This is a genomic window from Microbacterium sp. T2.11-28, from assembly GCF_950097975.1.
Classification (GTDB): Bacteria; Actinomycetota; Actinomycetes; order Actinomycetales; family Microbacteriaceae; genus Microbacterium.
On the sequence record NZ_CATNHF010000001.1, the window covers coordinates 440,896 to 465,410 of the forward strand.

Here is a 24,515-nt window from a genome sequence, read left to right on the forward strand (position 1 = left end):
TGGGATGCGAAAGGCCCGAGATGAACACCGCGCCCCCGTGCGGCGGCTCAGGTGGGCGGTCGGGCGTCGATGCCGAACCAGATGTCCGAGAGCCCGGCGACGGCGCGCGCTGTGAGGTTGGTCACTTCGCCCAGCGCAGTCAGCATGTGAAGCCGGGGCGCGCCGTCGCTGGCGGGCACGAGCACGAGCACGACGCCCCCGGCCTCATCGTCTGGGAAGGCGACTTGCGAGCCCAGCGGAAGGCCGTAGCGCTTCGCACCGATGAGCACGAACGCGGCTTCGCCCGTGAACGTCGGCGCGCCGTACTGTGGATCGAACCTCAGCGCGTGGGGCTTCGACGCCTTGGCGGGCGGCGGCGGGGTGCTGGCGGGCGCTGTGCGCCCCGTGGGAGCGCCGATGACGCTCGGACGGTCTGGGGTGTAGGTCGGCGTCATGGTCGCGGCTCCAGAGTGCTCAGGATGTGGGCCAGGGTGCGTAGGTCGGTCATCGCGTAGGCGTCGGCTATGCCCGCGCCGCTCTTGCGGGCGATGACGAAGCCGAACGCCCGTCCGTCGTGGTCGGCGGCTTCGACGGCGGCGCGCACTGACCCCGAGACGTCCAGGGCGTAGTCCGCGCGGGTGAGGATCGACGCGCGGGCGTATCCGTTGACGTCGGAGCGAGGCTCCAGCTCTTCGGTGATCGAGCGAGGCACCCCACGGATGACGGGGCGATAGGTCACGGGGCGGTCGGTCTCGTGGGCGAGGAAGTAGGCCGTCAACTCGCGGAACTCGTGAGCGCGGCGACGGTTGCTCACCGTGCGGTCGCGGTCGGTCTTCGCGGTGGTCATGGCCTCATCGCTCCCCACGAGCACGAGCACGAGCGAACCGCTCTTCCTGAGCTTCAGCGGCGCGTTCGGTGGGGTGCTCGCCCCGCTTGTAGATCGCCGTTGTCTGGCTCGTCAGCGCGGCGGGACCATAGACGCGCTCCAGCTCTGCCAGCTTCGCGGACCGCTCGTCAGGGTCGGTCTCCGCCCACGCGGCGGCGCGAGCCCGCGCTCTGGCGTCTTGCCATTCAGCGTCGCCGTAGGTCCATCGCTGAAGGCCTTCGGGTGCCGGTCCCGGCGCGAGCAGGGCCCGACCGAACCGCCGTACCTGCTCCGCTTCGTCGTGAAGCCACGTCGGCCAGCCGGTCAGGTTCCCGAACCGATCTCGCGCGCCTTCGAGAAGGTCGGCGGTCACGGTGACTACCTGCCCGCGCGTCAAAACGTGACTGGATGCTCCGAACGACTTCGAGCCCGAGCCAATCATGGTGCCGGTCACGAGGCAGTGGAACCGATCACCGGGCACGGGAAGGCGCGGCGCGGTCGGCGTCGAGCTGGCGTCGTCGGCGGCAAGGATCGCGTCCAGCTCGTCGGGCTCGGGATCTGCGAAGCGGTCACTCAGTTTTCCCATGGGAGGGCTCCAATCCAGCAGGGTGGGACGTTTCCGGAATCGTGAGCACGCGGGCCTTGCTGGCCTGTGCTCGGATCTCATCGGCGAGGTCGGGTCGGTCATCGCTCCCGAAGGCATCCGCGATGACGTCGGCAAGCTGAGGATGAGAGCGCACGAGCTGGCCCATCACCCTGGCGATGCTGGCGGCATCCCGTAGGTCGTTGGCGGCGTCGTCGTGGGAGATTCCCAACCTGTCACTGAGGACGCCAAGCGCCTTCAGCTCGGAATCTCCGAGGCGCGCCGCCAACCAACTGTTGCCGGTCTGGTAGGCGGCGCGGCGGGCACGCTGTGCGTCATTGGCGACGGCAAGCACTCGCTCCACGAAGCTGGCCGGTCTCATCTCAGGTGCGGCCTTGATCGCGGCGGCGAGCGCGGGCTTCAGGTGGAAGTTCAGATGACGGCGGATCGAATCGCCAGACACCCCGAAGCGGCGCGATACGTCGTTTATCGACGCTCCCTGAGCTAGGAGAAGATCCAGCTCATCGGCGTGGTCGTGAGCACAGCACAGGCAGGAACGCCCGTAGGTGTTTCTCGTGCTCAGCGGCGTGGTCATACAGGGATTGAAGCACGACTCGATGCACTTGTCGAATAGAAAAACCCTGGTCGTAGCGCATAACGTAAGCCTCGGAGGTCCGGGTCGGACTACGTTACGCGGCACGCGACGTAGCTCGTAGCGGTGTGTCCTCACCCCGGAGGAAGGCGTCAGGGTCGAGCCCGTCGAGCGGGTCTATCGCCGTGGCCCGGCGCTCTTCGATGCGCGCCAGCGCGGCGGGCACCTGGCGCATGAGCTTGTAGAACATGCTCTCGCTCATCCCGGTCTCAGCCATGACGCGAGCCTTGCGCTCGGTGGGCGGAAGTCCGTAGTGGGGCAAGATGTCCCGGACTCCGAACTTCGGCGGCGGACCCTTCCGAACGCCGTTCGCTCGCCCGTGGCGACCCCCAGCGGAGCGCCGCTCCACCTTGGTCTTGTCCCAGTGGCGGAGCACCCAGACAGCCCGCTCGCGCATCCTGGCCGACAGCTTGTCGGAGTCCAGCACCAAGCCCTTGCGCATCCCGTGGGGGTGCGCGGGGTCGGCGTACTCGTGGCCGAACTCGACATCCGCCACGAGCTGGAGCCAACGCTCCAGCGCCGCGACGTCGAGCGCGTTTCGAGTGTCGAGCGGGCGCACGTGGCCCCGCCTGAGCTGGGCGAGGTGACGTCGGTTGAGAGCGTGCAACCCTCGCGACGAGAGGTAGCACTCCACCACGTATTGGTAGGTGTCCCCTGTGGGGATGTCGGCGCGGTCGGGTCGGTGAAGAGTCATCGGGGCTCCAGCGGTTGAGAATCGCCTTCGCATCATCCAACGGGTCGGCGGAACCGTGGATGCCCGCCCGTAGCCTCCTACGGGCGTCCCTGTCGCTGGATTGCGACGAGACCGCGCATCGGGTCCAGTATCCCACCGAAGGCGCGTCAGCGTCGGTTTCGCCTTTGGGCCGTAGCGCGTGACGTGTGCTCGCAGTAGCGCGTGACGTGTGCTCCAAGAGCCCCAGCGGGTGCAGTGCACCCCCTCCGGGGGTATGGCTAAGTTACTGTGCACTCTCCCGAGCAACTGCTAGTTACTGTGCACTCCCCCGAGCAAGGGAATGCCCCGCCCGATGATGAGTCGGACGGGGCGAGGTCTCAACCAAGAGCCGCCACGATTCTACCGCGAGCTTGACCAGACGAACCGGGACTTCCTGCCCCGCTTCGTTTCCGGAATCAGGCCGAAGGACTCCACGCAGTGATGCGCTCGCCGTCGAGCTGGAGCACGTCACGAGCGACGACGCGGGCCACTTTTGTCATATGTGCTTGGCAATGACAGCCCAGCCCGGCACGTCGCCGCGCTCGTCGTCCCTCAGCCTCCCCCATGCGTTCCGACACTTCTGACTGACATCGAGCTGTTTCACGCCATCTCCTTCTTCCTGTGAACGTCTTCTGGCCGGTTGTCGCCGGTGGTCCGGTACGGCGCCATCACTGCACTCCCAGCCGCAGCATGACGACCCCGGGGAACACGGCGAAGAGGACCGACAGCGGCAGCAGGAGGAATACGAGCGGCAGGAGCATCGCGATCTCCTTGCGCCCCGCGAGTTCGATCAATGCGCGCTTCGCGTCGTCGCGAGCGTCGATCGCCTGATCCTGGAGCACCTGCGCGAGAGGCGCGCCGCGGTCGATCGCCGCGACCAGGTGGTCGACGGCGCGACTGAGGGACGCGACATCCAGACGCTGGGCGACCGCGCGCAGCGCGTCGGCGAGGCTCGAGCCGGTCCCGGTGTCGAGAACGGCACGGCGCAGCTCGCGGGTGAGTTCTCCGGTACCCACCTCGCCCACCCGGTGGAGGGCGTCGCGAAGCCCTTCACCCGCGGACAGACAGAGGGAGAGGAACTCCAGCACCGTCGGCAGCTCCTCTTCGATCCGCGCCTTGCGCCGTGCCGCCGCGCGCCCGAGTCGCGAGTCATAGCCGACGGCCGCGCCGACTCCGAGCAACGGAGCGAGAAGCGCAGCCCCGGCACCGCCGCCATTCGCCACCGCGGCGACGACCGCGACCACCGCGCCGCCCACCACCCCGGCGATCGTCCACCCCAACTGGCGCGCCCGGAACGACACCGCACTCAGCGGCGAGCCGGCCTGCGCGAGACGTCGCGCCAGCCCATCCGTGCCCCGCGCGAGCAACGCGGCCATGCGTGCCCGCAGACCGGCACCGGGCGGCATCGCCGCCACCGGCGTGAGTCCGCGCGGGTCGCCGATGTCCCGCAGGTAAGGTGCGATCCGTTGCACGAGCGACGACGCACCCCATCGCGGCACGCGGGAGACCGTCAGGAGCAGGCCCGCGGCGAGTGCGCCGCCCAGCACGATGGCCGTGGCCAGCTCGCTGAACCCGGTCATCCGAACCACCGCTGAGGCTCCGGCAGCCGCCCGAGCCTCATCATCAGCCGATAGGCGACGACCGACACACCCGCACCCGCGAGGATGAGGATCACGCCTTCGACCGAGGCGTAGGCGCGCGCGCCCTCGGGCCGCGTCGCGAGGAGCGCCAGCACGACCCACGGTGCCACGACGCCGAGGACGGCGGCTCCGCGAATCCACGACTGACGGGCTTCGACCTCACCGCGAAGCGCCGCATCGGCCCGCACCGATGCCGCCAGGGAGCGCAGGACTGTCGTGAGCTCGGTCCCGCCGACCTGCCGCGCCATGCGCAGCGTCTCGATGATCCTGTCTCCGACGGGGTCGCCGATGGCGGCCTTGGCTCGCAGTGCGGCCGAATCGAAGTGTCCCGAGGCGGACAGATCGGCGGCGAACTGGACGAATGCGGGCCGCAGCGCGGGCGGTCCCGACGACGCGAGGGCGGCGACGGAGTCCGGCAGCGGCATCCCCGCACGTACGGACGCGACGAGCAGTTCGCACACGTCCGGCCACAGGACCCGGCGCGACCGTCGCAGCCGCCGGGCGCGGGCACGCAACCACGCGAACGGCGTCATCACCCCGGCCGTTCCCGCGAGGACGGCCAGCACGACCACCCCGGTGCCCAGCCATCCGATCGCGGCAGCGGTCGCGCCGGTCGCCGTGGCCACGACCGGCAGCCGAGCGGACGGGGCATGGGCGAATCCTGCGGCGTCAAGAAGCCGTCGGAGGCGGCCGTCGGAGGACTCCGCCGGCCGACCTTCTTCGACCGGCCACAGCCACGGGGCCAGCGAAAGGAGGATGCCGGCTGCGAGGAGCCCTCCGAGGACGACGATCACTGCAGCCCGCCTCGGTACAGCGTGCGCGTCGCGACGCTGCCGGCGGCGAGCTCCCCGGTGACCTCGACCACCTCGGCCACGACGCGCCGGCCGTCGTGCCGTCGTCCGCAGTGCACGACCAGATCCACCGCAGCGGCGATGGCGGGAAGAACGAAGTCCGACGTGATGTTGCGGCCGGCCAGGAGCGGCAGCGCGGCGAGCTTCCGCAGCGCTTCGGACGCGGAGCTGGCATGGATCGTGGCCGCACCCGGCACGCCGGTGTTGAGCGCCAGGAGCAGGTCCAGGGCTTCCGCGTCGCGCACCTCGCCGATCACCAGCCGATCGGGTCGCATGCGGAGCGCCTCCTTCACGAGACGGCGGAGTGTGACCTCTCCCGTCCCCTCCAGACTCGGCTGACGCCCCTGCAGCGCCACGACATCCGCAGCCCGCACCGCGAGTTCGAACGTCTCCTCGACGGTGACGATGCGCTGATGCGCGGGGCATGTCCCGATGAGCGCCGCCAGCAACGTCGTCTTGCCGGCGTGGGTGGCGCCCGACACGAGCACGCTGCGACCGTCACCCATCGCCGTCGTCAGCAAGTCCGCAACGGTCGCGGGGAGCGCCCCGCCGTCGACCAGATCATCCAGCGTTCGACGATGCGGCACGAACTTGCGGATGTTGACGGCCCAGTGGCGACGCGTGATGTCAGGGATGACGACGTGGAGCCGCGAGCCGTCCGGCAGCGACGCGTCGACGAACGGCTGCGAGAGGTCGACGCGGCGTCCGGTGGCGTGGAGCATCCGCTCGACGAGGTCGCGGACGGCGATGTCGGTCAGCGCGACGGCGACATGCTGGGTGCGGCCGTCGCGGGCGCAGAACACCCGGTCGGGCGCATTGATCCAGATCTCCTCGACGGTGGGGTCGTCGAGAAGCGCCTGCAGCGGCCCGTACCCTGACACGCTCGCCAGCACATCGCGCACGAGCGCACCCTCGTCTTCCACCAGCGACGCGCCGCGCGCGAGGGCGTAGTCGTTGTGGGTGCGCACCTCCATGGCGGCGATCTGCGCCGCCCGTTCGGGATGCCGCGAAGGGTCGGTCTGCTCGGCGCGCAGACGGTCCCGCACCCGCTCGGCCACCGTTCGCGTGACGGCATCGACGGCATCAATCGACAGGGGCATGTCTGGCATCCTGCCGGTCCCCGCCCAGGACCCGCCGGAGTTTTCCACAGCCCGAGTGCGCATCTGGTCGCCGGTCAGGTTCCGCGTGGACAGATGGGGAGCATCGCCCCACTGTTGGGCGCGATGCTCCCCTTCATTCGTGGGTCGCCTGTGTTTGGTGCCGAAGACCGGTGGCACTCACGACGATGCCCGTCATATCGGAGTCAGAGGCAACAAGCTCTTCTATGTGAACGGCAAGCAGACCCATACCTGCAGACTCACCACTATCGTCTCCGGCAATGGCGCCCAATGCAGCCAATCCATCCGATGCAAGTGCCAATACGCAGGCTCTGACATCTTCTTCCTGCGCCGTGAGACTTACCGATCTTCGCGAACCGTCAATTTCTCGCAGGGTGAATGGGCCGGGAGGAGTGCCCTCAACGATGAAGGCCTCTCTCATCGCCGCAAGCAGCCAACTTTGGTAGCTCACCAGGGACTCCTTCCCCCGCTACTCGGTCCCGGTGCAGTATCCGGCTGACGGGAAAGTGGCCACCACGCCAAAAGCACGTCGTGTCGTTGCTGCTACGCAGCTTGGTCACCGTCGAATCATTGATGGACGCATTCATCCCGATGGCCGCGACGGCCCGCCGGCTCTGGTCCGATGCCACTGATCGTCCGCGAGCACCCGGGTTCGCGAACCCGTCGACCTCGCTCGACAAGCACCTCGCGAGCCTCACGGGGCTGCTTACTCGGTCTCACCCGTCGCCTTCTGCACCTCGCGGAAGCGATCAGTCGGCGGGAGTGAGAACAGTTCCTTCGCGGCCGCGTCCGGCGAGGTGGAAGACAGCGACCGGGCTACTTCGTCGCGACCCAGGCCCCATAGGGTTTGGACCGCTTGCGAAAGTTCTTCTTGCGCTGCTTCGGTGCCGGTCTCGTCAAAGAGAACTTCGCCCTGGCCAACGACGGCGTCATCGAAGGGCAAGACGGCCGTGATCGATAGTGCTTGCCAGGCCGGGTCGAAAGCGTCGTCGTGAACGAGCGGAACCAGATAGGCCCGCCCGACCTCCATGCGAGCTGCCTCGGCGAAGACGAGCAAGCGATCTTCCCCTGCGCTGACGACCCACGCGTTTGGAGAGAGCGTGATCTCACCCGGGGGTGCCAGGCCACGCGGTCCGACCCAGACCGTGTCGACAACCTCGAGGGTTACGTAGCGAAGTTTCAACCCCTCGCCAGCTTGCTCCTCGTCGCGCGTCAACTCCCCGCGCGACTCACCGGTGACGCGCACGACGACCACAGTGTCGGCGTAGCTCACCCAGTCGGTGAGTGTCTCAGACGGAAGAGCATCCAAGCCTTCCGACATCACTGTCTCGTATCCCGCCAAGGACGAGACCGCCGGGGTTGCGCTTGCAGTACTCAGCCCGGCCGGAACAACCGCACACCCGGTCAGCGCAAGAGCGATCACGGTGGTGGTGACTATGGAGGTGATCCTTGAGTGAGCGTTCAATTCAGTAGGTGTCCTTCAGCTGCGTGACGATGTTCAGGCCGAGGGAACGATTCTCTTCGTCGAAGGGAGTCCTCAAGCACCCGATCTTGCCCGCGCCGCGCGCGAGCTCATGCTCACGCCTGTTCAGAAGGTGTGGCGAGTCACGGTTCGCGGATCAGACTCTCGATCTCACTGATGGTGAGGGTTCGCTTCGTGATGGAGTTGAAGAAGCCTTCCGAAGTCTTCTCGAAGACGCCGTAACCGTCGGCCGCGACCACGAAGTAGTTCGGCTCTGCGGGATGGCGGAGCATGAAGAGGTACTCCTCGCCGGTCACGAGTCGGACCGGTTCCTCGGAGACGTACTGGACGGTGGTCGCACGGCGTTCCATTTCCGACTTCGCGGCGATGCCGTTCTTCTCGGTGCTGTCCGCGAAGTCGGACTCGAACACTTGCTGCAGCGTCACTGTGCCGCCAGGAACGAAGAGTCGGTCGCCAGTCGGGGCCTCGCCTTTCAGGACGCTGCTGGTTTCGACCGTCACGCCTGTTTTGGGTGTGCCACCCTTGGCGAAATCGAATGTGGCCATCGCATCGATGGCGGTGACGCGCGCGACAAGCACGACGTCCGCGTCCCTGACGACCTCGCCCGCGTCGGACACATCGAACGACCACGATCCTTGAACGGTCGCCATCTCCGCATCGGGAGCGAACGTTTCCTGTGTGGTCGGCGATTCGGCCGCTGGCCCGATCGAGGAAGTGGGTTCGGAGGTCGCCTGAACGGTCGCGGCACATCCCGCGAGCACGATGCTCGCGCCCAGTACGGCGAGGAAAGTGAATGAAGCTCGCATCGGATACTCCCTAGTACTTTGCAACCAGGACCGCGTTCTCCGCAGCCGTAAGTCCTGTCGCAGTCCAGCCCGACCTGAACTGGTACATGACCCGAGGCTTGTTGGCGGGGGTGACGAGATCACGTAGCCCGTAGCCGTGCAGCATCTCGTGCAGGACCACGAGCTTGCGCTTAGAGGTGCTCATCGGGTCAAGCATCGCGTCGTTCATCCGCACCTCGGCGTAGCGCCAGTTGTACCAATCCATCGGGATCGGCGCCAGCTTCATGTCGTCCTCGCCGTTTCGGTTCGAATCCTTCAACCACACATTGGGAGAACTTGCCTGGCATCCTGCCGGTCCCCGGCCACGACCCGCCGGAGTTTTCCACAGCCCGAATGCGAGCCCGGACGCCCGTGGTCCCGCTAGATTCGCCTCGGCGGACGTCGTTCCGCGGAAGGAGCGGGTGCGATGCTCAGCATCCCCGAGGCACTCGAGGCGCAAGCCGATGCGGCGATCCACAAGACCGAGGCGGTGCGCTCCCCCGGCCGCTTCCTCGTGTCGGGCATGCTGGCCGGCGCCTACATCGGCATCGGCGTCGTCCTCATGGTCGCGACCGCCGGCCCGCTCATCGAGGCGGGCACCGGACTCGGCAAGCTCGTCAGCGGACTCGTCTTCGGCGTCGCGCTGACCCTCGTCGTGTTCGCCGGCGGCGACCTGGCCACCTCGGCGATGATGGTGCTCCCCCAGGGCGCGCTCATGCGGGCGATCCGCCCCTGGCCTGCGGCCGGCACCCTCCTCGCGACGGTCGCGGCGAACCTCGTCGGGGCCTTGGTGTTCGCGGCGCTCATCGTCGCCTCGGGTGTGCTGCACAGCAACGCGCCGGCGGGCGTGATGCTCCAGGACATGCTGACGGCGAAGGCCCACGAGGCGCCGCTGGAGCTCTTCGTCCGCGGCATCCTCTGCAACCTGCTCGTCTGCCTCGCGGTGTGGATGGCGTCGCGCGTCGCCTCGGACGTCGCCAAGATCCTCCTCATCTTCGCGGCGATCCTCGCCTTCATCAGTTCCGGCTTCGAGCACGTCGTCGCGAACATGACGACCTACGGCATCGGCCTCTTCGGCGGCTACGCGGATGCCACGTGGTCGCTGTTCGCCGCCAACGTGCTCTGGGTGGGGCTCGGCAACCTCGTCGGCGGCGGACTGTTCGTCGGAGTCGCCTACTGGATCATCGCGGGCTCGCCGCGCCGCGATCGCGCCGGCGCCGAGTCCCCCGCAACGGCACGCCTGCACGCCTGACGCACCCGGCGGATTCGCAGGCCCGGGACGTCACGCGCTTGCGGTGCCCGTCGGTAGAATGAGCACCCTGCGGGAGTGGTGGAATGGCAGACACGCAGGATTTAGGTTCCTGTGCCGAAAGGCGTGTGGGTTCAAGTCCCACCTTCCGCACGGCCGACGGTCCTGAGACCTGCACTTCCTTTCACAGCACCGCGGAATAGGCCGCCGACCGACGCACGACCGACGGGACCCCTGTGCACTCCATCGCCCTCATCCCCTGGCTCGATCCGACCACGATCATCGAGGCGGCCGGCCCCTGGGCACTGCTCGTGGTCTGCTTCATCGTGTTCGCCGAGACCGGCCTGCTCGTGGGCTTCCTGCTGCCCGGCGACACCCTGCTGATCATCTCGGGCCTACTGACGCACACGAACGAGATCTTCGGCGTCAACATCTGGGTCGTCTCGCTCCTCATCGCCCTGGCCGCCTTCCTCGGCGGCGAGGTCGGCTACTTCATCGGCCACAAGGGCGGGCCGGCGGTGTTCGAGCGCAAGGAATCGGGACTCTTCAGCAAGAAGAACGTCGAGCGGACGAACATGTTCTTCGAGCGCTACGGGGGCCTGACCGTCATCCTCGCGCGGTTCGTGCCCATCGTCCGCACCTTCGCGCCCGTCGCCGCGGGCGTCGGTCACATGCCGTGGAAGCGCTACAGCCTCTACAACTTCATCGGCGCCATGATCTGGGGCTTCGGGCTCACCATGGTTGGCTTCCTCGTCGGGTACATCCCGTGGGTGGCGCACCTCGTCACCGAGTACATCGACGTCATCCTCCTCGTCGCAGTCGGCGGAACGGCGCTGTTCACCCTCTGGCACTACTTCAGCGAGCGCCGCAAGGTGCGCAAGGAGGCCGAGGCCGGCGGCGACGTCGTGATCGACGCGGAAGAGGCAGAGGAACTCGTCCTCGATCCCGAGGTGTTCGAGCGCGAGCCCGACCTCGGCGGGCACGGCGAGACCGAGCCGCCGCGCGTCTGACGCGACCCGCGACGCCTGGAGGCGCGTCTGCGCGTCTGCGCGTCAGGAGGCCTTGCTGGCCTTCTTCGCCGGCTTCTTGTCGGAGGCCGAGGCCTTCTTCGTGCCGCCGGACTTCTTCGTGGGCTTCTCGGCCTTCGACGACGACGCGCTGCTCTCGCCGCGCGCAGCGCGGCTGCGCTCGACGCTGGCGCGAAGGGCCGCCATCAGGTCGATGACCTCGCCGCCGGACTCCGCCTCCTCCGAGGCGCCGAACGTCTCGGAGGTGTCGAGCGCGTCGCCCTTCTCGAGCTTGGCGTCGATGAGGGTCCGCAGCTCCTGCTGGTACTCGTCGGTGAACGCGGTCGGGTCGAAGTCGCTCGAGAAGCTCTCGACGAGCGACGCGGACAGCTCCAGCTCCTTCGCGGAGATCTTCACCGGCTCGTCGAGGCCCGCGAACGAGGCCTCGCGCACCTCGTCGGCCCACAGCAGCGTCTGCAGCACGAGCACGTCGCCGCGCACGCGCAGCGCGGCCAGTCGCGTCTTCTGCCGCAGCGAGAAGCGGACGATGGCCGTGCGATCGGTCTGCTCGAGGGTCTTCCGCAGCAGGACGTAGGCCTTCGGCGACTTCGAGTCGGGCTCGAGGTAGTAGGCCCGGTCGAGGGTGAGGAGGTCGATCTGATCGGACGGCACGAACTCCACGACGTCGATCTCGCGACTGCGCTCGGCGGGCAGCGACGCGATGTCGTCCTTGGTCAGCACCACCGTCCGCTCGCCGTCGTCGTACGCCTTGTCGATGTCGGCGAAGGGCACGACCTCGCCGTCGATCTCGCAGATCCGCTGGTACCGGATGCGGCCGCCGTCAGCCGCGTGCACCTGGTGCAGGGGCACGTCGTGGTCCTCGGTGGCGGAGTACACCTTCACCGGCACGTTCACGAGGCCGAACGTCAGGGCGCCCTTCCAGATGGATCTCATTCCCCCAGTACACACCGCGCGCGGCCTCCCCTGCCAGGGGTTGCACATTAGCCTTGCGGCATGGCATCCGCAGCGCAGACGGTCGAGATCGGCGGTCGGCGGCTGCGCGTGAGCAATCTCGACAAGGTGCTCTATCCCGCCACGGGCACCACCAAGGGCGAGGTGATCGACTACTACGTGCGCATCGCGCCGCACCTTCTGCCGGTGCTGGCCGGTCGGCCCGTGACCCGCAAGCGCTGGCCCGAGGGCGTCGATCAGCCGCCCTTCTTCGCCAAGGCGCTGGAACAGGGGGCGCCGAGCTGGCTCCGACGGCACCCGATCGAGCACTCGTCGGGAGCGAAGGAGTACCCGGTGGTCGAGGAGACGGCGGCCCTCGCCTACCTCGCACAGGTGGCGAGCCTGGAGCTCCACGTGCCGCAGTGGCGTTTCGACCGCACCGGCGACCGCCTGCCGCCCGATCGCGTGGTGCTCGACCTGGACCCCGGCCCGGGCGTCGGCCTGGTGGAGTGCGCCAAGGTCGCCCGCTGGTGCCGGCTCGTGCTGAGCGACCTCGGGATGGATCCCGTCCCGGTGACCAGCGGCAGCAAGGGAATCCACCTGTACGCGCGACTGGAGGGATCCCGCTCCAGCGACGAGATCTCCGCCTTCGCCAAGGAGCTCGCGCGCGCGCTGGAGGCCGACCACCCCGACCTCGTCGTCAGTCAGATGAGCAAGAGCGCGCGTCCGGGCAAGGTCTTCCTCGACTGGAGCCAGAACAACGGGTCGAAGACGACGATCTCGCCCTACTCGCTGCGTGGCCGCGACGAGCCGACGGTCGCCGCGCCGCGCATCTGGGAGGAGCTCGACGACCCGGATCTGCGACAGCTCCGATTCGACGAGGTGCTCGCTCGCGCGGCGGAGATCGCCGCCGGGGCCGTCGATCCGCTCGCCGCACTGGTGCCCCATCGCGTGCCCGCGCTCGATCCCTATCTGGCCAAGCGATCCGCCGACCGCACACCGGAGCCCATGCCCAGTGCTCCGCCCGCGCTGCTCGGGGCGGGCGACTCGCCCCGGTTCGTCATCCAGGAGCACCACGCGACCCGGCTGCACCATGACCTGCGGCTGGAGCGCGAGGGCGTGCTCGTCAGCTGGGCGGTGCCCCGCGGTGTTCCCGACTCCCCCGACACCAACCACCTGGCCGTCATGACCGAGCCCCACCCGCTCGAGTACCTGACCTTCCACGGCGAGATCCCCCGCGGCGAGTACGGCGCCGGGACGATGACCATCTGGGACACCGGCACCTACGAGCTGGAGAAGTGGCGCGACGACGAGGTGATCTTCACGCTCGTCGGCGCTCCGGGCGGTCCGCTCGGCAGCGTCCGCCTCGCCCTCATCCGCACGTCCGGCGACGGCGAGAAGTCCCAGTGGCTGCTGCACCGGATGAAGGATCCGGCCTCCCGCGCACCGGCCGGACGGCACCGCCCGGGGCGTGCCCGCGCTGCGGCGCCCGCCGCATCCACCGGCGACGCGCCGATGCTCGCCACCCTCTCCACCCCGGGGCAGGCCACGGCCGCCGCCCGGCGCTGGGCCGAACGCAGCGGCGAGGTCTGGGCGGAGTTCAAGTGGGACGGCGTGCGCGCGATCGGCACGTGGGACGGCGACCGGCTGCGGCTGCGTGCACGCAGCGGCACCGACATCACGGCCCGCTACCCCGAGCTCACCGACCTCGATGCCGGACTCGGCAGCGAGCCGTGCGTGATCGACGGCGAGATCGTCGCCCTCGACAGCGCCGGCAGGCCCAACTTCACCCGCCTGCAGAACCGCATGCATCTGACCAAGCCGCACGAGATCCAGCGGGAGACCGCGCGCACCCCGGTCGCCTACTTCCTCTTCGATCTGCTCGCCCACGGCGGTACCGATGCTTCGGCGCTCCCGCTGACCGACCGCCGCGCACTCCTCGAACAGGTGGCCGCCGACGCGGTGGACACGATCGCGGTCCCGCCCGTGTCGCACGACGTCGACGCCGCCCTGGCCACCGCGCGCGAGCTCGCGCTGGAGGGCATCGTCGTCAAGGACCCGCGCTCTCGCTACCGCCGCGGGGTGCGGAGCGAGGAATGGCTGAAGGTCAAGCTCACGCAGACGCAGGAGGTCGTCATCGGCGGCATCCGCCCGGGCAAGGGCGGCCGGACCGGTCAGATCGGCTCCCTGCTGCTCGGCATCCCGGGCGACGACGGCCTGTCGTATGTGGGGCGGGTCGGCTCGGGGTTCAGCGAGGCCACGCTCGCCCGCCTGGAGGACCTCCTCACCCCGCTGCGGACCGATGTGAACCCGTTCGTCGGGGTGCCGGCCGCAGACGCGTCGGATGCGCTGTGGGTGCGGCCCGAGACCGTCGGCGAGGTGGAGTTCGCCGAGTTCACCCCCGGCGGCACGCTGCGACACGCACGGTGGCGGGGGCTGCGCTCCGACGTCGCCCCGGGCGACGTCACGCGCTGACGCAGGGTCAGTGCGCGTGGTGCTCGACGTGCCCGTCGGGTTCGAACTGGAAGGTCGAGTGCTCGACGTCGAAGTGCTCCGACAGACACGACTGGAGGCTCGAGAGAAGCTCCGGGGCGCGCCCGTCGGCGAGCACGGCTGCTTCGACCACGACGTGCGCGGTGAAGACCGGCGCGCCGCGGGTGAGCTGCCAGACGTGGACGTCGTGGACCGCCGTCACCCCCGGCTTGCTCAGCAGGTGCGCACGGATCTCCTGCACCTGCGTCCCCTCCGGCACGGACTCGGCGAGCACGGAGACGACCTCCCGCAGCAGCGCGATCGCGCGGGGGACGATCATCGCGGCGATCAGGAGCGAGGCGATCGCGTCGGCCGGGAGCCAGCCCGTCGTCACGATGACGACTGCGGCGACGATCACCGCGACCGAACCCAGCAGGTCGCCCAGGACCTCCAGGTAGGCCCCCCGCACGTTGATGCTGCGCTTCTGCGCGCTGGAGAGCAGCCACATCGCGACGGCATTGGCGAGGAGGCCGACCACCGCCACGACCAGCATGAGGCCGCCCGCGACCTCCGCGTCGGCGGGCTCCGCGAGGCGGCGGACGCCCTCGAACGCGATGGCCGTCGCCAGGACGAGGAGGATGATCGCGTTGATCAGGGCCCCGAAGACCTCCGCGCGCTGATAGCCGTAGGTGCGCCGGTCGTTCGCCGGTCGCGCTGCGACGGCACTCGCGACCAGGGCGATGATCAGTCCCGACGCGTCGGTGAGCATGTGGGCGGAGTCGGCCAGGAGCGCGAGCGATCCCGACAGGAGCGCACCGACCACCTGCACGAGGAAGACCACGCCGGTGAGTCCGAGCGAGATCGTCAGGAGGCGGCGGTTGCTCGCTCCTCGAAGCCCCGTGCCAGGCGCGTGATCGTGCATGCCACCAGGCTAGAGCCGCCCCCGGCACGCGGCGGCGCGGAACGCCTAGACGGGAATGAGAACGGTTATAGGTCGCGCAGGAGCGGCGCCAGCGCCACGAAGGCTCGGGCCCGGTGCGACTGCGCGTTCTTCTCCTCGGGCGACAGCTCGGCCGCTGTGCGCTCCGGACCGGTCTGGTCGTCGGGGATGAAGATCGGGTCATAGCCGAAGCCGCCGCCGCCGGCGGCTGCGGTCGCGAGGCGGCCCGGCCAGATGCCCTCGACGACGTGCTCCGCCCCCTCCGGTGTCACGAGCGCGATGACCGAGGTGAAGTGGGCGGTGCGGCGCGGATCGGCGATGTCGGCCAGCTGATCGAGGAGGAGCTCGACGTTGGCGGCGGCGTCCTTGCGGTGCCCCGCCCAGTACGCCGAGAAGGCCCCCGGCGCCCCGCCGAGGGCGTCGACGCAGATGCCCGAGTCATCGGCGAGGGCGGCCAGGCCCGTGTGCGCCGCTGCCGCCCGGGCCTTGATGAGCGCGTTCTCGGCGAACGTCACGCCGTCCTCGACCGGTTCGGGACCGTCGTAGGCGACGACCTCCAGGTCGGGACGGGTCGCTGCGACGATGTGACCGAACTCCTCCACCTTGTGGGGGTTGTGGGTGGCCAGGACGACGCGCGGCACGTCACGCCTCCGCGACGTCGCTCGCCAGCGCGCTGGACTGGAGGTCGCGCAGCGACGCGCAGCCTGCGAGCCCGAGCTCGAGGAGCGCGTCGAGCTCGCGCTTGTCGAACGGCGCGCCCTCGGCGGTGCCCTGCACCTCGACGAACAGGCCGCGCCCGGTGACGACGAGGTTCATGTCGGTCTCGGCGCGCACGTCCTCGACGTAGGCGAGGTCGAGCATGGGGGCGCCGTCGATGATGCCCACCGACACCGCCGCGACCGAGTCGACCAGCACCTGCGCCTTCTTGGCCACGAGACCCTTCGCGCGACCCCACTCGACGGCGTCGGCCAGCGCCACATACGCCCCCGTGATCGCCGCGGTCCGCGTGCCGCCGTCGGCCTGCAGCACATCGCAGTCGATGACGATCGTGTTCTCGCCCAGCGCCTTGGTGTCGACCACGGCGCGCAGGGACCGCCCGATCAGCCGGGAGATCTCGTGCGTGCGGCCGCCGATGCGCCCCTTGACCGACTCGCGGTCGTTGCGCGAGTTGGTCGCCCGCGGGAGCATCGCGTACTCGGCGGTGACCCAGCCCTTGCCCTTGCCGGTGAGCCAGCGGGGCACGCCGCCGGTGAAGGACGCGGTGCACAGCACCTTCGTGTCGCCGAACGAGACCAGCGCGGACCCCTCGGCGTGGGCGCTCCAGCCGCGTTCGATGACGACCGGTCGCAGCTGGTCGGTGGTGCGGCCGTCGGCGCGGACGATGTCGGTCATGGGGTCCCCTTCGGAAGGTCGATGGCGCCGGTCTGCACGAGGCGGACGCTCGAGACGCCGCGCCCCATCAGCCGGTGGGCGAGGCTCAGGAACTCATCGGCGGAGTCGCCGGTGGCTTCGTACACGTGGGTGGCGGTGGCATCGGGTCCGGCGAGGAGGTCGCGCGACACCAGCTGGCGGTACACGTCCTTCGCGGTCTCGGTGTCGCTCGAGACGAGCGACACGTCCGGTCCCATGACGTAGCTGATCGCGCCCTCGAGGAACGGGTAGTGGGTGCAGCCCAGCACGAGGGTGTCGACGCCGGCATGACGCAGCGGCGCCAGGTAGTCCTCGGCCACCGCGAGCACGTCGGGCGAGTCGGTGACACCCGCCTCGACGAACTCCACGAAGCGCGGGCAGGCCTGCGCGAAGACGGTCAGGTTCTCGTTCACCCCGAGCATGTCCTGGTAGACCCCCGAGCCGACGGTCCCGGCGGTCCCGATGACCCCCACCCGCCCGTTGCGCGTGGTCGACATCGCGGTGCGCACCGCGGGCCCGATCACCTCGACGACGGGCACGTCGTAGCGCTCGCGCGCGTCGCGGAGCATGGCAGCCGACGCGGTGTTGCAGGCGATGACGAGCATCTTCACGCCCTGATCCACGAGCGTGTCGAGCACCTCGAGCGCATAGCGGCGGACGTCGGCGATGGGCTTGGGGCCGTACGGCGAGTGAGCGGTGTCGCCGATGTAGAGCACGGATTCCCGGGGCAGCAGCTGCGAGACCGCGCGCGCCACCGTGAGTCCCCCGACGCCTGAATCGAAGATCCCGATCGGCGCGTCATTCACGATCCCAGCCTACCCGGCGCAGCCGGGCCGGATGCCGGCGGCGTCGATAGAGTGACCGCATGAGCGTCGCGCCGAGCGAGTCCCCGCACCCCTCTCCGAACCACTCCCCGAGCACCGCCCTCCTCACCGACCGGTACGAGCTGACCATGCTCGACGCCGCGCTGCGCGACGGCACCGCGGCGCGGCACTGCGTGTTCGAGCTGTTCGCGCGCCGGCTCCCCGGTGCGCGCCGCTTCGGCGTCGTCGCGGGCACCGGGCGCCTCCTGGCCGCCCTGCAGGACTTCCGCTTCGGCGAGGACGAGCTGCGCTTCCTGCGCGACGAGCACGTCGTGAGCGCCGAGACCCTCGCCTTCCTGGAGTCGTACCGCTTCTCCGGCTCGATCACCGGCTATGCCGAGGGCGAACTGTACTTCCCCGGCTCCCCCATCCTCACGATCGAGGGGTCCTTCGCCGAATCGGTCGTGCTCGAGACGCTCGCCCTCAGCGTGCTCAACCACGACTCCGCCGTCGCCAACGCCGCCGCCCGCATGAGCATCGCCGCCGGCGACCGGCCGCTCGCGGAGATGGGCTCCCGCCGCGCGGCCGAGCAGTCCGCCGTGGCCGCCGCGCGCGCCGCCTACATCACCGGTTTCGGCGCGACGAGCAACCTCGAGGCGGGCCGCCGCTGGGGCATCCCGACGATGGGCACCGCCGCGCACGCCTGGACGCTGCTGCACGACAGCGAGGAGGCGGCCTTCCGCAGCCAGATCGAGGCGCTCGGCACCGACACCACCCTCCTGATCGACACCTACGACATCCGCGAAGGCGTCGCCGCGGCCATCCGCGTCGCCGGCACGTCACTCGGCGGTGTCCGCATCGACTCGGGCGACCTCCCGACGGTGGCGGCCGAGGTGCGCGCCCAGCTCGACGAGCTCGGGGCCACGTCGACGCGGATCACCGTCACCAGCGACCTCGACGAGTTCGCGATCGCGGCGCTCGCGGCGTCTCCCGTCGACGCGTACGGCGTGGGCACCTCCGTCGTCACCGGCTCGGGCGCACCCACGGCCGGGATGGTCTACAAGCTGGTCGCGCGTCAGGCCGCCGACGGCTCCTGGGTGGGGGTCGCGAAGAACTCGACCGACAAGGGCTCCCGCGGCGGACGCAAGGCCGCCTTCCGCGAGCTCGAGCGCGGGAAGGCGGTCACCGAGCTCGTGACCGTCTCGGACGGGTTCGAACCGGTGCCCACACCCGCCGACCACCCCGACGCACGGGCGCTGCAGGTGCTGCTGGTCGATCACGGCGACACGGATGCCGCTCATCTCGGCCCGGAGGGCGTTGCCGCCGCCCGGGCGCACCACCTGCGGGTACGCGAGGAACTGCCGGTGCGGGCGCTCGCGCTCAGCCGCTCGGATCCCGCCCTGCCGACGGTCTTCCGCGACGTGGAGTGACGCTCAGCCCATCAGGGACTCGTAGATCTCCTTGCACGTCGGGCACACGGGGAACTTCTCGGGATCCCTCCCCGGCGTCCACTTCTTGCCGCACAGCGCACGGACCGGCTTGCCCGTGAGCGCCGACTCGAGGATCTTCTCCTTCTTGACGTAATGGGAGAAGCGCTCGTGGTCGCCCGGCTCGACGTTCTCCTCGCGGATGAGCTCTTCGAGCTCGCGATCGAGGGTGGCGAGGCCTCCCTGGTCGGGACTGTCCAGTGGCGTGCTCATGGACAGCGAGTCTACTGGCGCACGGTCACCGGCGGACGGTTCACGCCGATTCGACGAACTCCATCAGTCGCCCGCCGCGGCGCTCGAAGAACCAGCCGCCCAGGAGCACCCCGGCCGTCAGGACCGAGGCGCCGATCGCCAGCCCGCCCCAGAACGCCGACCATGCGGCCTCGTCGTCACCGCCGAGCGTGAGCCAGCCCCACCACAGGGCGGGGGCGCTCACGACGAGCGTGCCGACGAGCACGGCGCCCTGGGCCAGCGCTCCCCCGGTGCGCTGCGGCTGCTGGAAAGGCCCGTCGCCCGGTCGCGAGGCCGGGTAGGGGGCGAGCACCGACGAGAGCGAGGAGAGGCCGAGGCCCGAGAGGAACAGGCTGGCGCAGACGCCCACCATCGCGGGAAGCAGTGCCCACCGGCCGTGCATGCCGACGGTCACGGGGACGGCGATCGCCAGCAGCGGCACCGCGATCAGGGTCACCGGAACGAGCCGGCCCAGACGGTCCGCCGCACCGCGGACCGCTGAGGCGACATGCATCCACAGCGCGGTCGAATCGTAGGCGAGGTCGTTGTGCGCGAGCCAGCCGAAGAAGAGCGCGATGAAGGGTGCCGGCAGCAGCGCGGCGAGCGACAGGGGCACCCCGACCACGACCAGCGGCACCATCGTGAGGATCGCGGAGATCGGGACGACGAGGAAGTTCATGATGTAGCGCGGGTCGCGGAGCCAGTAGATGAGGCTCCGGGCGGCGATCGCGCCGGAGGGGGTGCCGGGGGTCACCGCGAACCATCCGAGCCCGCGCTGGGCGCGGGAGCTCAGCGGTCGCTCGGTCGTGGTGAGGAGCCAGTGGACCAGAGCCCACCACGTCGCAGCGAGCAGCAGGACGGTCCCGACGGCGACCAGCGCGGGCAGGAGCGCCGCATCGTCGAGAGCCCGCCACGGGAGCGCCCACGCGGCCCCGACGGGGGTGACCGCGAGGATGTCGACCGCTTCGGTGAGCTGGGTGGGGACGCGGCCGCGCCACTGCAGCGACGCCAGGAAGACGACGACCGGCACGACGACCACGAGCAGCCCCACCAGGAGCAGTCCGGTGAGCTCCCGGGAACGGCGGTGGCGGAGCACGCGTGCCGCGAGCGCGGCGGCCACCTTGCCCCCCAGCACGCAGGTCAGGATGCCGAGCACGACAGAGATCACGCCGACCGCCGGGGCGGCCCCGTGCGCGCCCCACAGCGCGACGAGTGCGACGCCGAGGGCCATCAGGGAGAGGACGGGCACGCTCGCCACGCTCGCCAGGAGCACCGAGCCGGCCAGAGCCGTCGGAGAGACGCCGAAGACCGCGAACCGCCGGGGGTCGAGCGGATCCTCCGGCCCGCCGAGGAGCGGGGTGACGAAGAACCCGACCGTGATGCCCGCGCCGCCGACGATCGTCACCGTCTGCGCCACCTCGTCCGGCGCGTCGCGCAGCCGGAGAAGACCCCAGACGACGGCGCCCAGTCCCACCACGAGCGCGGCGAGGACGGCGACCGACCGCGTCACCTGACGGGCATCGCCGCGGAGCGCACCGACGAGGAGAGCGAGCCTCAGCCGGAGAACGTGTGCAGCCACTCGAGGCCCTCCACGTCGCTCAGTCCGCCCGCCAGCTCGATGAACCTCTGCTCGAGCGTCAGCTCGCCGCGGACCTCCTCGACAGTGCCCTCGGCGAGCACCTGTCCGGCCACGACGACGGCCACCCCCGAGCACACGCGCTCGACCAGATCCATGCCGTGGGAGGAGAGGACGACCGTTCCCCCGTGGGCGACGTACGCCTTCAGGATGTCGAGGATGATCGCGCTGGAGACGGGGTCGACGGCTTCGAACGGCTCGTCGAGCACCAGCACTCGCGGCGAGTGGATCATCGCGCCCGCGAGCATGACCTTCTTGGTCATTCCCGCGGAGTAGTCGGCGACGGTGCGCCCCAGATCGCCGGCGAGATCGAACGCACGGGCGAGGTCGGCGGCGCGGCTCTCGACGACTGCCGGCGCCAATCCTCGCAGCACCCCGTAGTAGTGCAGGAGCTGCCGACCGGTGAGCCGGTCGAACGTGCGCAGCCGGTCGGGGAGGATGCCCATCATGCGCTTCGCGCGAGTCGGCTCGGCGGCGAGGTCGAGGCCGGCGATCTCGATCGTGCCGCGGTCGGGACGCAGCAGCCCCGCGATCATCGAGAGGGTCGTCGTCTTGCCGGCGCCGTTCGGGCCGACCACGCCGTAGAAGGTGCCCGCCGGGATGGACAGGTCGATCGCATCGACCGCACGGGTCTCGCCGAACGACTTGGCCACACCGCGCAGCCGCACGGCGGGGACGTCGGTCTCCGTGACGTCCTCCGACCCGGAAGCGACGTCGACCAGGACCGTCTGCCCGGGCGAGGGCTCCTCGCCGCCCGTTCCGACGTCGGCGACATCGAGGGGGTCGGCGACGACCTCCGCGGTCTCGGTGAGCGCCGGATCGACGGGCGACGCCACGTCAACCGGTTCGGAGGCACCAGCCGCCGAGCTCTCCGGCTCGGGCTCGGCGAGCTCGGGCTCGACGGGCTCGGCGAGCTCTTCCTCGGGTTCGGGTTCGGGTTCGGGCTCGGGCTCAGGCTCAGGCTCAGGCTCAGGCTCCGGCTCCGGCTCCGGCTCCGGCTCCGGCTCCGGCTCGACGATCCCCGAGGCTGCTTCCTCGGCCTCGTCGATCTCCGGCGCTGCCGCCTCGGGCTCGACGATCTCGGGCGCTGCCGCGTCGGGTGCGGCCACCTCGACCTGCGGAACGTCGGCCTCGGGCTCGGCCGGCACGACCGGACCTGCAGGGGACTTGGGCGGCTTCCGTGCGGGCGTCCTCTTCTTCTTCGGCGTCGGTCGGACCGCGGGCGCCGTAACCTCGTCAACCGTCGCGGAGGCGTCCGGCTCCGGCGCGGGCGGCACCTCGGCCGCTCGCTCGATCGACGCCTCGTCGCGGTACTGCGCGGCCACGGCGGCAGCCGACACCTGCGGCTTCGGCGGCGTGGCCGGCGGCTGCTCCGTCGCGGAGTCGTCGACGGCGGCCTTCTTGGGCCGAGGGGCGGCCTTCGTCCCCGATGCCGAGGACGTCGCCCGCGCCGACGATGATCGCGCCGGAGTGGGGCGCGGCGGGCGGGGCGGGCGGGGCGATGCAGCGGGTGCGGGAACCGTGCTCTCCGCCGCCTCGGCCGCAGAGATCCCCGGAAGCGGAGGGGCGGCCGAAGAGGAGTCCGTGATGTCCAAAGGATCTTCCTGCGACGGCGAGAGGGAGGCTGTCACCCGACCAACCTAGCAAGACCTCGCCGGGAGTCCGCCGGGTGCGTCACGGTGCGCCACGGACCGCCGCAGGTCACGAAAGGGCAACGAGCCGCGGGCATTCTGCGGGTTCCCAGGCGTCTTCGGTAGCATCGGATGCGGCACGAAGGCGTGTCTCTTTGTCTAACAGACAGTGAACACCTTCAGGAGCATCATCGTGACTCTTCAGATCGTCATCCTCGCAGCGGGCATGGGCTCGCGGCTCGGGCGCAGCCTGCCCAAGCCGCTCACCGAGCTCGCCGACGGTCGCACGATCATGCAGCAGCAGCACGACAACATCCGCGCCGCCTTCGGGCGCGACGCGCGCATCATGACCGTCGTCGGCTACCGCGCCGAGACGATCGTCGAGGCGTTCCCCGAGGTCGACTACGTCTACAACGACCGCTACGACCAGACCAACACGTCCAAGAGCCTGCTGCGCGCCCTCAAGGCGACGGGCAAGGGCGGCGTGCTGTGGATGAACGGCGACGTCGTCTTCGACCCGCGGGTGCTCGGACGCGCCATCGCGCACATCGAGCGCGGCCAGTCCTTCGTCACCGTGAACACGGCGAAGGTGAGCGACGAAGAGGTCAAGTACACCGTCACGCCCGACGGATACATCGACGAGCTCTCCAAGGTGGTCGTCGGCGGGATCGGCGAGGCGGTCGGCATCAACTTCATCTCCGCGGAGGACAAGCGCACGCTCATCGCGCACCTCGGCCGCGTCGACGACCAGGACTACTTCGAGCGCGGTCTCGAGAAGGCCATCGCCGAGAACGGCCTGCGCATCGAGCCGCTCGACATCTCCGACCTCTACGCGGTGGAGGTCGACTTCGCCGAAGACCTCGAGCGCGCCAATCAGTTCGTCTGACCTCGCGCCCCGGGCTCGGCGGCGCGCCCGCGGCCATCAGCACTCGCCCAGCGAGTGCTCCTACGATCGTGGCTGATATGGCCGAGGTCCCCCGCATCCACTCCCTGCCTCCCGACGCGCCGTGGGCCGGCGGCATCCCACCCGAGGGATCGCCGGAGCATCCGCGCGTGATCCGCATGCTCGACCGGGTCCTCGCCGTCCAGCGACCGGTCGTGGTGGCCCACCTGCGCAGCATCCGGCTGCGCCACCCCGGCGCCGACACCGCGCAGGTCGTGCGGATGCTCGAGCGGCGCTACCTCGCCGCCGTCACCACCGGAGGCGCCGCCGTCGGGGCGACCGCCGTGGTCCCCGGCATCGGCACCGGGATGACCCTCGCCCTGAGCGGCGTCGAGACGGTCGGCTTCCTCGACGCGACGGCGCTGTTCGCCCAGTCCCTGGCAGAACTCCACGGCATCCGCGTCGAGAACCCCGACCGCGCGCGCGCCCTCGTCCTCACCCTGATGCTCGGATCCGAAGGCGTCGACCTCGTGTCGCAGTGGGCTCGGCAGGCGTCCGGCAAGGGCGCCCCGCGGGAGAAGTACTGGGGTGAGCTCATCACGAAGTCTCTCCCCCGCGCCGCCGTCGGCCCGCTCGTCGACCGTCTCAAGACGGCGTTCGTCCATCAGTTCGCGGCCAAGGGCGGTGCCTCGATCCTCGGCAAGGCGCTGCCGTTCGGCATCGGCGCAGCCGTCGGCGGCACCGGCAACCACCTGCTCGGCCGCCGCGTGCTCGCCAACTCCCGGCGCGCTTTCGGAGCGCCGCCGCTCACCTACCCGGTCGAGCTCGAGCCCAAGCCCGGGGCCGTCCGCGTGGAGCACTCGCTGGTGCGCGCCGCCCGCCGCGCCGGCGGCGCGGTCGCGGGCGCCGGCAGGAGCGTCACCGACGCGGTGGGCCGTGCCGCCTCCGCTCCGCGCGCTGCGCTGACCCGACGCACGGACGCGGCCCCGACGGCCGACCCGGACGACCTCGGCGACGACTGACCCCCCTGACAGCGGCGCCGCCCGGGCGGTAGCCTCCGGGCGGGACCATTCGACGGTCCCGGACCTGGGCGAGACCACTGTGCGGG

At 70.2% G+C, this 24,515-nt stretch carries 26 protein-coding genes and 1 tRNA gene; 7 read left to right on the forward strand and 20 right to left on the reverse strand.

Annotation, left to right across the window (positions count from 1 at the left end; genetic code table 11):
* Positions 1 to 47 precede the first annotated feature (47 nt).
* From QQZ13_RS02210 to QQZ13_RS02265, 12 genes are all read right to left on the reverse strand, one after another.
* Entirely contained in the window at positions 48 to 434 is a 387-nt protein-coding gene (locus QQZ13_RS02210) for a hypothetical protein (protein ID WP_284527488.1), read from the reverse strand.
* On the reverse strand, positions 431 to 826 hold the full coding sequence (locus QQZ13_RS02215; RefSeq protein ID WP_284527489.1) for a hypothetical protein: 396 nt from the start codon (positions 824 to 826) through the stop codon (positions 431 to 433). Before QQZ13_RS02215 ends, QQZ13_RS02210 begins: the two co-directional genes overlap by 4 nt.
* 4 nt (positions 827 to 830) lie before the next feature.
* Positions 831 to 1,430: a hypothetical protein gene (locus QQZ13_RS02220; protein WP_284527490.1), complete on the reverse strand. Its 600-nt coding sequence runs from the start codon at positions 1,428 to 1,430 to the stop codon at positions 831 to 833.
* Complete coding sequence (locus tag QQZ13_RS02225; RefSeq protein WP_284527491.1) at positions 1,414 to 2,022, reverse strand: hypothetical protein; 609 nt, start codon at positions 2,020 to 2,022, stop codon at positions 1,414 to 1,416. Before QQZ13_RS02225 ends, QQZ13_RS02220 begins: the two co-directional genes overlap by 17 nt.
* Before the next feature lie 94 nt (positions 2,023 to 2,116).
* Positions 2,117 to 2,773 carry a hypothetical protein gene (locus QQZ13_RS02230; protein WP_284527492.1) on the reverse strand — a complete coding sequence of 219 codons (657 nt, stop codon included), beginning with the start codon at positions 2,771 to 2,773 and terminating at the stop codon, positions 2,117 to 2,119.
* Positions 2,774 to 3,459: 686 nt separating this feature from the next.
* Entirely contained in the window at positions 3,460 to 4,371 is a 912-nt protein-coding gene (locus tag QQZ13_RS02235; protein WP_284527493.1) for a type II secretion system F family protein, read from the reverse strand.
* On the reverse strand, positions 4,368 to 5,225 hold the full coding sequence (locus tag QQZ13_RS02240; protein WP_284527494.1) for a type II secretion system F family protein: 858 nt from the start codon (positions 5,223 to 5,225) through the stop codon (positions 4,368 to 4,370). The genes QQZ13_RS02235 and QQZ13_RS02240 overlap by 4 nt, the downstream gene beginning before the upstream one ends.
* Positions 5,222 to 6,382 carry a CpaF family protein gene (locus tag QQZ13_RS02245; protein WP_284527495.1) on the reverse strand — a complete coding sequence of 387 codons (1,161 nt, stop codon included), beginning with the start codon at positions 6,380 to 6,382 and terminating at the stop codon, positions 5,222 to 5,224. Before QQZ13_RS02245 ends, QQZ13_RS02240 begins: the two co-directional genes overlap by 4 nt.
* Positions 6,383 to 6,515: 133 nt before the next feature.
* Positions 6,516 to 6,851 (reverse strand): hypothetical protein, encoded by a 336-nt coding sequence (locus tag QQZ13_RS02250; protein ID WP_284527496.1) that lies wholly within the window; start codon positions 6,849 to 6,851, stop codon positions 6,516 to 6,518.
* A gap of 255 nt (positions 6,852 to 7,106) precedes the next feature.
* A complete protein-coding gene (locus QQZ13_RS02255; protein ID WP_284527497.1) occupies positions 7,107 to 7,673 on the reverse strand; it encodes a hypothetical protein in 567 nt (188 codons plus the stop codon).
* A 332-nt stretch (positions 7,674 to 8,005) separates the two neighbouring features.
* Positions 8,006 to 8,689, reverse strand: a complete 684-nt coding sequence (locus QQZ13_RS02260; RefSeq protein WP_284527498.1) for a hypothetical protein — start codon at positions 8,687 to 8,689, stop codon at positions 8,006 to 8,008.
* A gap of 10 nt (positions 8,690 to 8,699) precedes the next feature.
* Positions 8,700 to 8,954, reverse strand: a complete 255-nt coding sequence (locus tag QQZ13_RS02265; RefSeq protein ID WP_284527499.1) for a hypothetical protein — start codon at positions 8,952 to 8,954, stop codon at positions 8,700 to 8,702.
* Between the two features lie 180 nt (positions 8,955 to 9,134).
* Between QQZ13_RS02265 and QQZ13_RS02270 the strand changes: the two genes are divergently transcribed.
* From QQZ13_RS02270 to QQZ13_RS02280, 3 genes are all read left to right on the forward strand, one after another.
* Positions 9,135 to 9,959 carry a formate/nitrite transporter family protein gene (locus tag QQZ13_RS02270; RefSeq protein WP_284527500.1) on the forward strand — a complete coding sequence of 275 codons (825 nt, stop codon included), beginning with the start codon at positions 9,135 to 9,137 and terminating at the stop codon, positions 9,957 to 9,959.
* 69 nt (positions 9,960 to 10,028) lie between these two features.
* Positions 10,029 to 10,109 (forward strand) — tRNA-Leu (locus QQZ13_RS02275).
* Positions 10,110 to 10,192: 83 nt separating this feature from the next.
* On the forward strand, positions 10,193 to 10,966 hold the full coding sequence (locus QQZ13_RS02280; RefSeq protein ID WP_284527501.1) for a DedA family protein: 774 nt from the start codon (positions 10,193 to 10,195) through the stop codon (positions 10,964 to 10,966).
* A gap of 42 nt (positions 10,967 to 11,008) precedes the next feature.
* Here the strand turns inward: QQZ13_RS02280 and QQZ13_RS02285 are convergent, their stop codons facing one another.
* Entirely contained in the window at positions 11,009 to 11,917 is a 909-nt protein-coding gene (locus QQZ13_RS02285; protein WP_284527502.1) for a Ku protein, read from the reverse strand.
* Between the two features lie 60 nt (positions 11,918 to 11,977).
* Here QQZ13_RS02285 and QQZ13_RS02290 point away from each other — a divergent pair, with 60 nt between their 5' ends.
* Positions 11,978 to 14,389, forward strand: coding sequence for an ATP-dependent DNA ligase (locus QQZ13_RS02290; RefSeq protein WP_284527503.1), 2,412 nt, complete (start codon positions 11,978 to 11,980; stop codon positions 14,387 to 14,389).
* Between the two features lie 7 nt (positions 14,390 to 14,396).
* On the opposite strand, the gene QQZ13_RS02295 is transcribed toward QQZ13_RS02290, so the two are convergent.
* The 4 genes from QQZ13_RS02295 to murI form a co-directional block, all read right to left on the reverse strand.
* Positions 14,397 to 15,308 carry a cation diffusion facilitator family transporter gene (locus QQZ13_RS02295; protein WP_284527504.1) on the reverse strand — a complete coding sequence of 304 codons (912 nt, stop codon included), beginning with the start codon at positions 15,306 to 15,308 and terminating at the stop codon, positions 14,397 to 14,399.
* Between the two features lie 65 nt (positions 15,309 to 15,373).
* Complete coding sequence (rdgB, locus tag QQZ13_RS02300; RefSeq protein ID WP_284527505.1) at positions 15,374 to 15,967, reverse strand: RdgB/HAM1 family non-canonical purine NTP pyrophosphatase; 594 nt, start codon at positions 15,965 to 15,967, stop codon at positions 15,374 to 15,376.
* Position 15,968: 1 nt separating this feature from the next.
* Positions 15,969 to 16,718: a ribonuclease PH gene (gene rph / locus QQZ13_RS02305; RefSeq protein ID WP_284527506.1), complete on the reverse strand. Its 750-nt coding sequence runs from the start codon at positions 16,716 to 16,718 to the stop codon at positions 15,969 to 15,971.
* Complete coding sequence (gene murI, locus QQZ13_RS02310) at positions 16,715 to 17,542, reverse strand: glutamate racemase (RefSeq protein ID WP_284527507.1); 828 nt, start codon at positions 17,540 to 17,542, stop codon at positions 16,715 to 16,717. The genes rph and murI overlap by 4 nt, the downstream gene beginning before the upstream one ends.
* A 59-nt stretch (positions 17,543 to 17,601) precedes the next feature.
* Here murI and QQZ13_RS02315 point away from each other — a divergent pair, with 59 nt between their 5' ends.
* Complete coding sequence (locus QQZ13_RS02315; protein WP_284527508.1) at positions 17,602 to 18,969, forward strand: nicotinate phosphoribosyltransferase; 1,368 nt, start codon at positions 17,602 to 17,604, stop codon at positions 18,967 to 18,969.
* 3 nt (positions 18,970 to 18,972) lie between these two features.
* On the opposite strand, the gene QQZ13_RS02320 is transcribed toward QQZ13_RS02315, so the two are convergent.
* Genes QQZ13_RS02320 through QQZ13_RS02330 form a run of 3 tightly spaced genes read right to left on the reverse strand, consistent with a single transcriptional unit; the run spans position 18,973 to position 22,488 of the window.
* Complete coding sequence (locus QQZ13_RS02320; RefSeq protein WP_284527509.1) at positions 18,973 to 19,239, reverse strand: DUF3039 domain-containing protein; 267 nt, start codon at positions 19,237 to 19,239, stop codon at positions 18,973 to 18,975.
* A gap of 40 nt (positions 19,240 to 19,279) precedes the next feature.
* Positions 19,280 to 20,836 (reverse strand): hypothetical protein, encoded by a 1,557-nt coding sequence (locus QQZ13_RS02325; RefSeq protein ID WP_284527510.1) that lies wholly within the window; start codon positions 20,834 to 20,836, stop codon positions 19,280 to 19,282.
* Entirely contained in the window at positions 20,812 to 22,488 is a 1,677-nt protein-coding gene (locus tag QQZ13_RS02330) for an ATP-binding cassette domain-containing protein (protein WP_284527511.1), read from the reverse strand. Before QQZ13_RS02330 ends, QQZ13_RS02325 begins: the two co-directional genes overlap by 25 nt.
* 229 nt (positions 22,489 to 22,717) lie before the next feature.
* On the opposite strand from QQZ13_RS02330, the gene QQZ13_RS02335 reads away from it, so the two are divergent.
* Positions 22,718 to 23,410: a phosphocholine cytidylyltransferase family protein gene (locus QQZ13_RS02335; protein ID WP_284527512.1), complete on the forward strand. Its 693-nt coding sequence runs from the start codon at positions 22,718 to 22,720 to the stop codon at positions 23,408 to 23,410.
* Positions 23,411 to 23,487: 77 nt separating this feature from the next.
* Positions 23,488 to 24,429: a hypothetical protein gene (locus QQZ13_RS02340; RefSeq protein ID WP_284527513.1), complete on the forward strand. Its 942-nt coding sequence runs from the start codon at positions 23,488 to 23,490 to the stop codon at positions 24,427 to 24,429.
* Positions 24,430 to 24,515 lie beyond the last annotated feature (86 nt).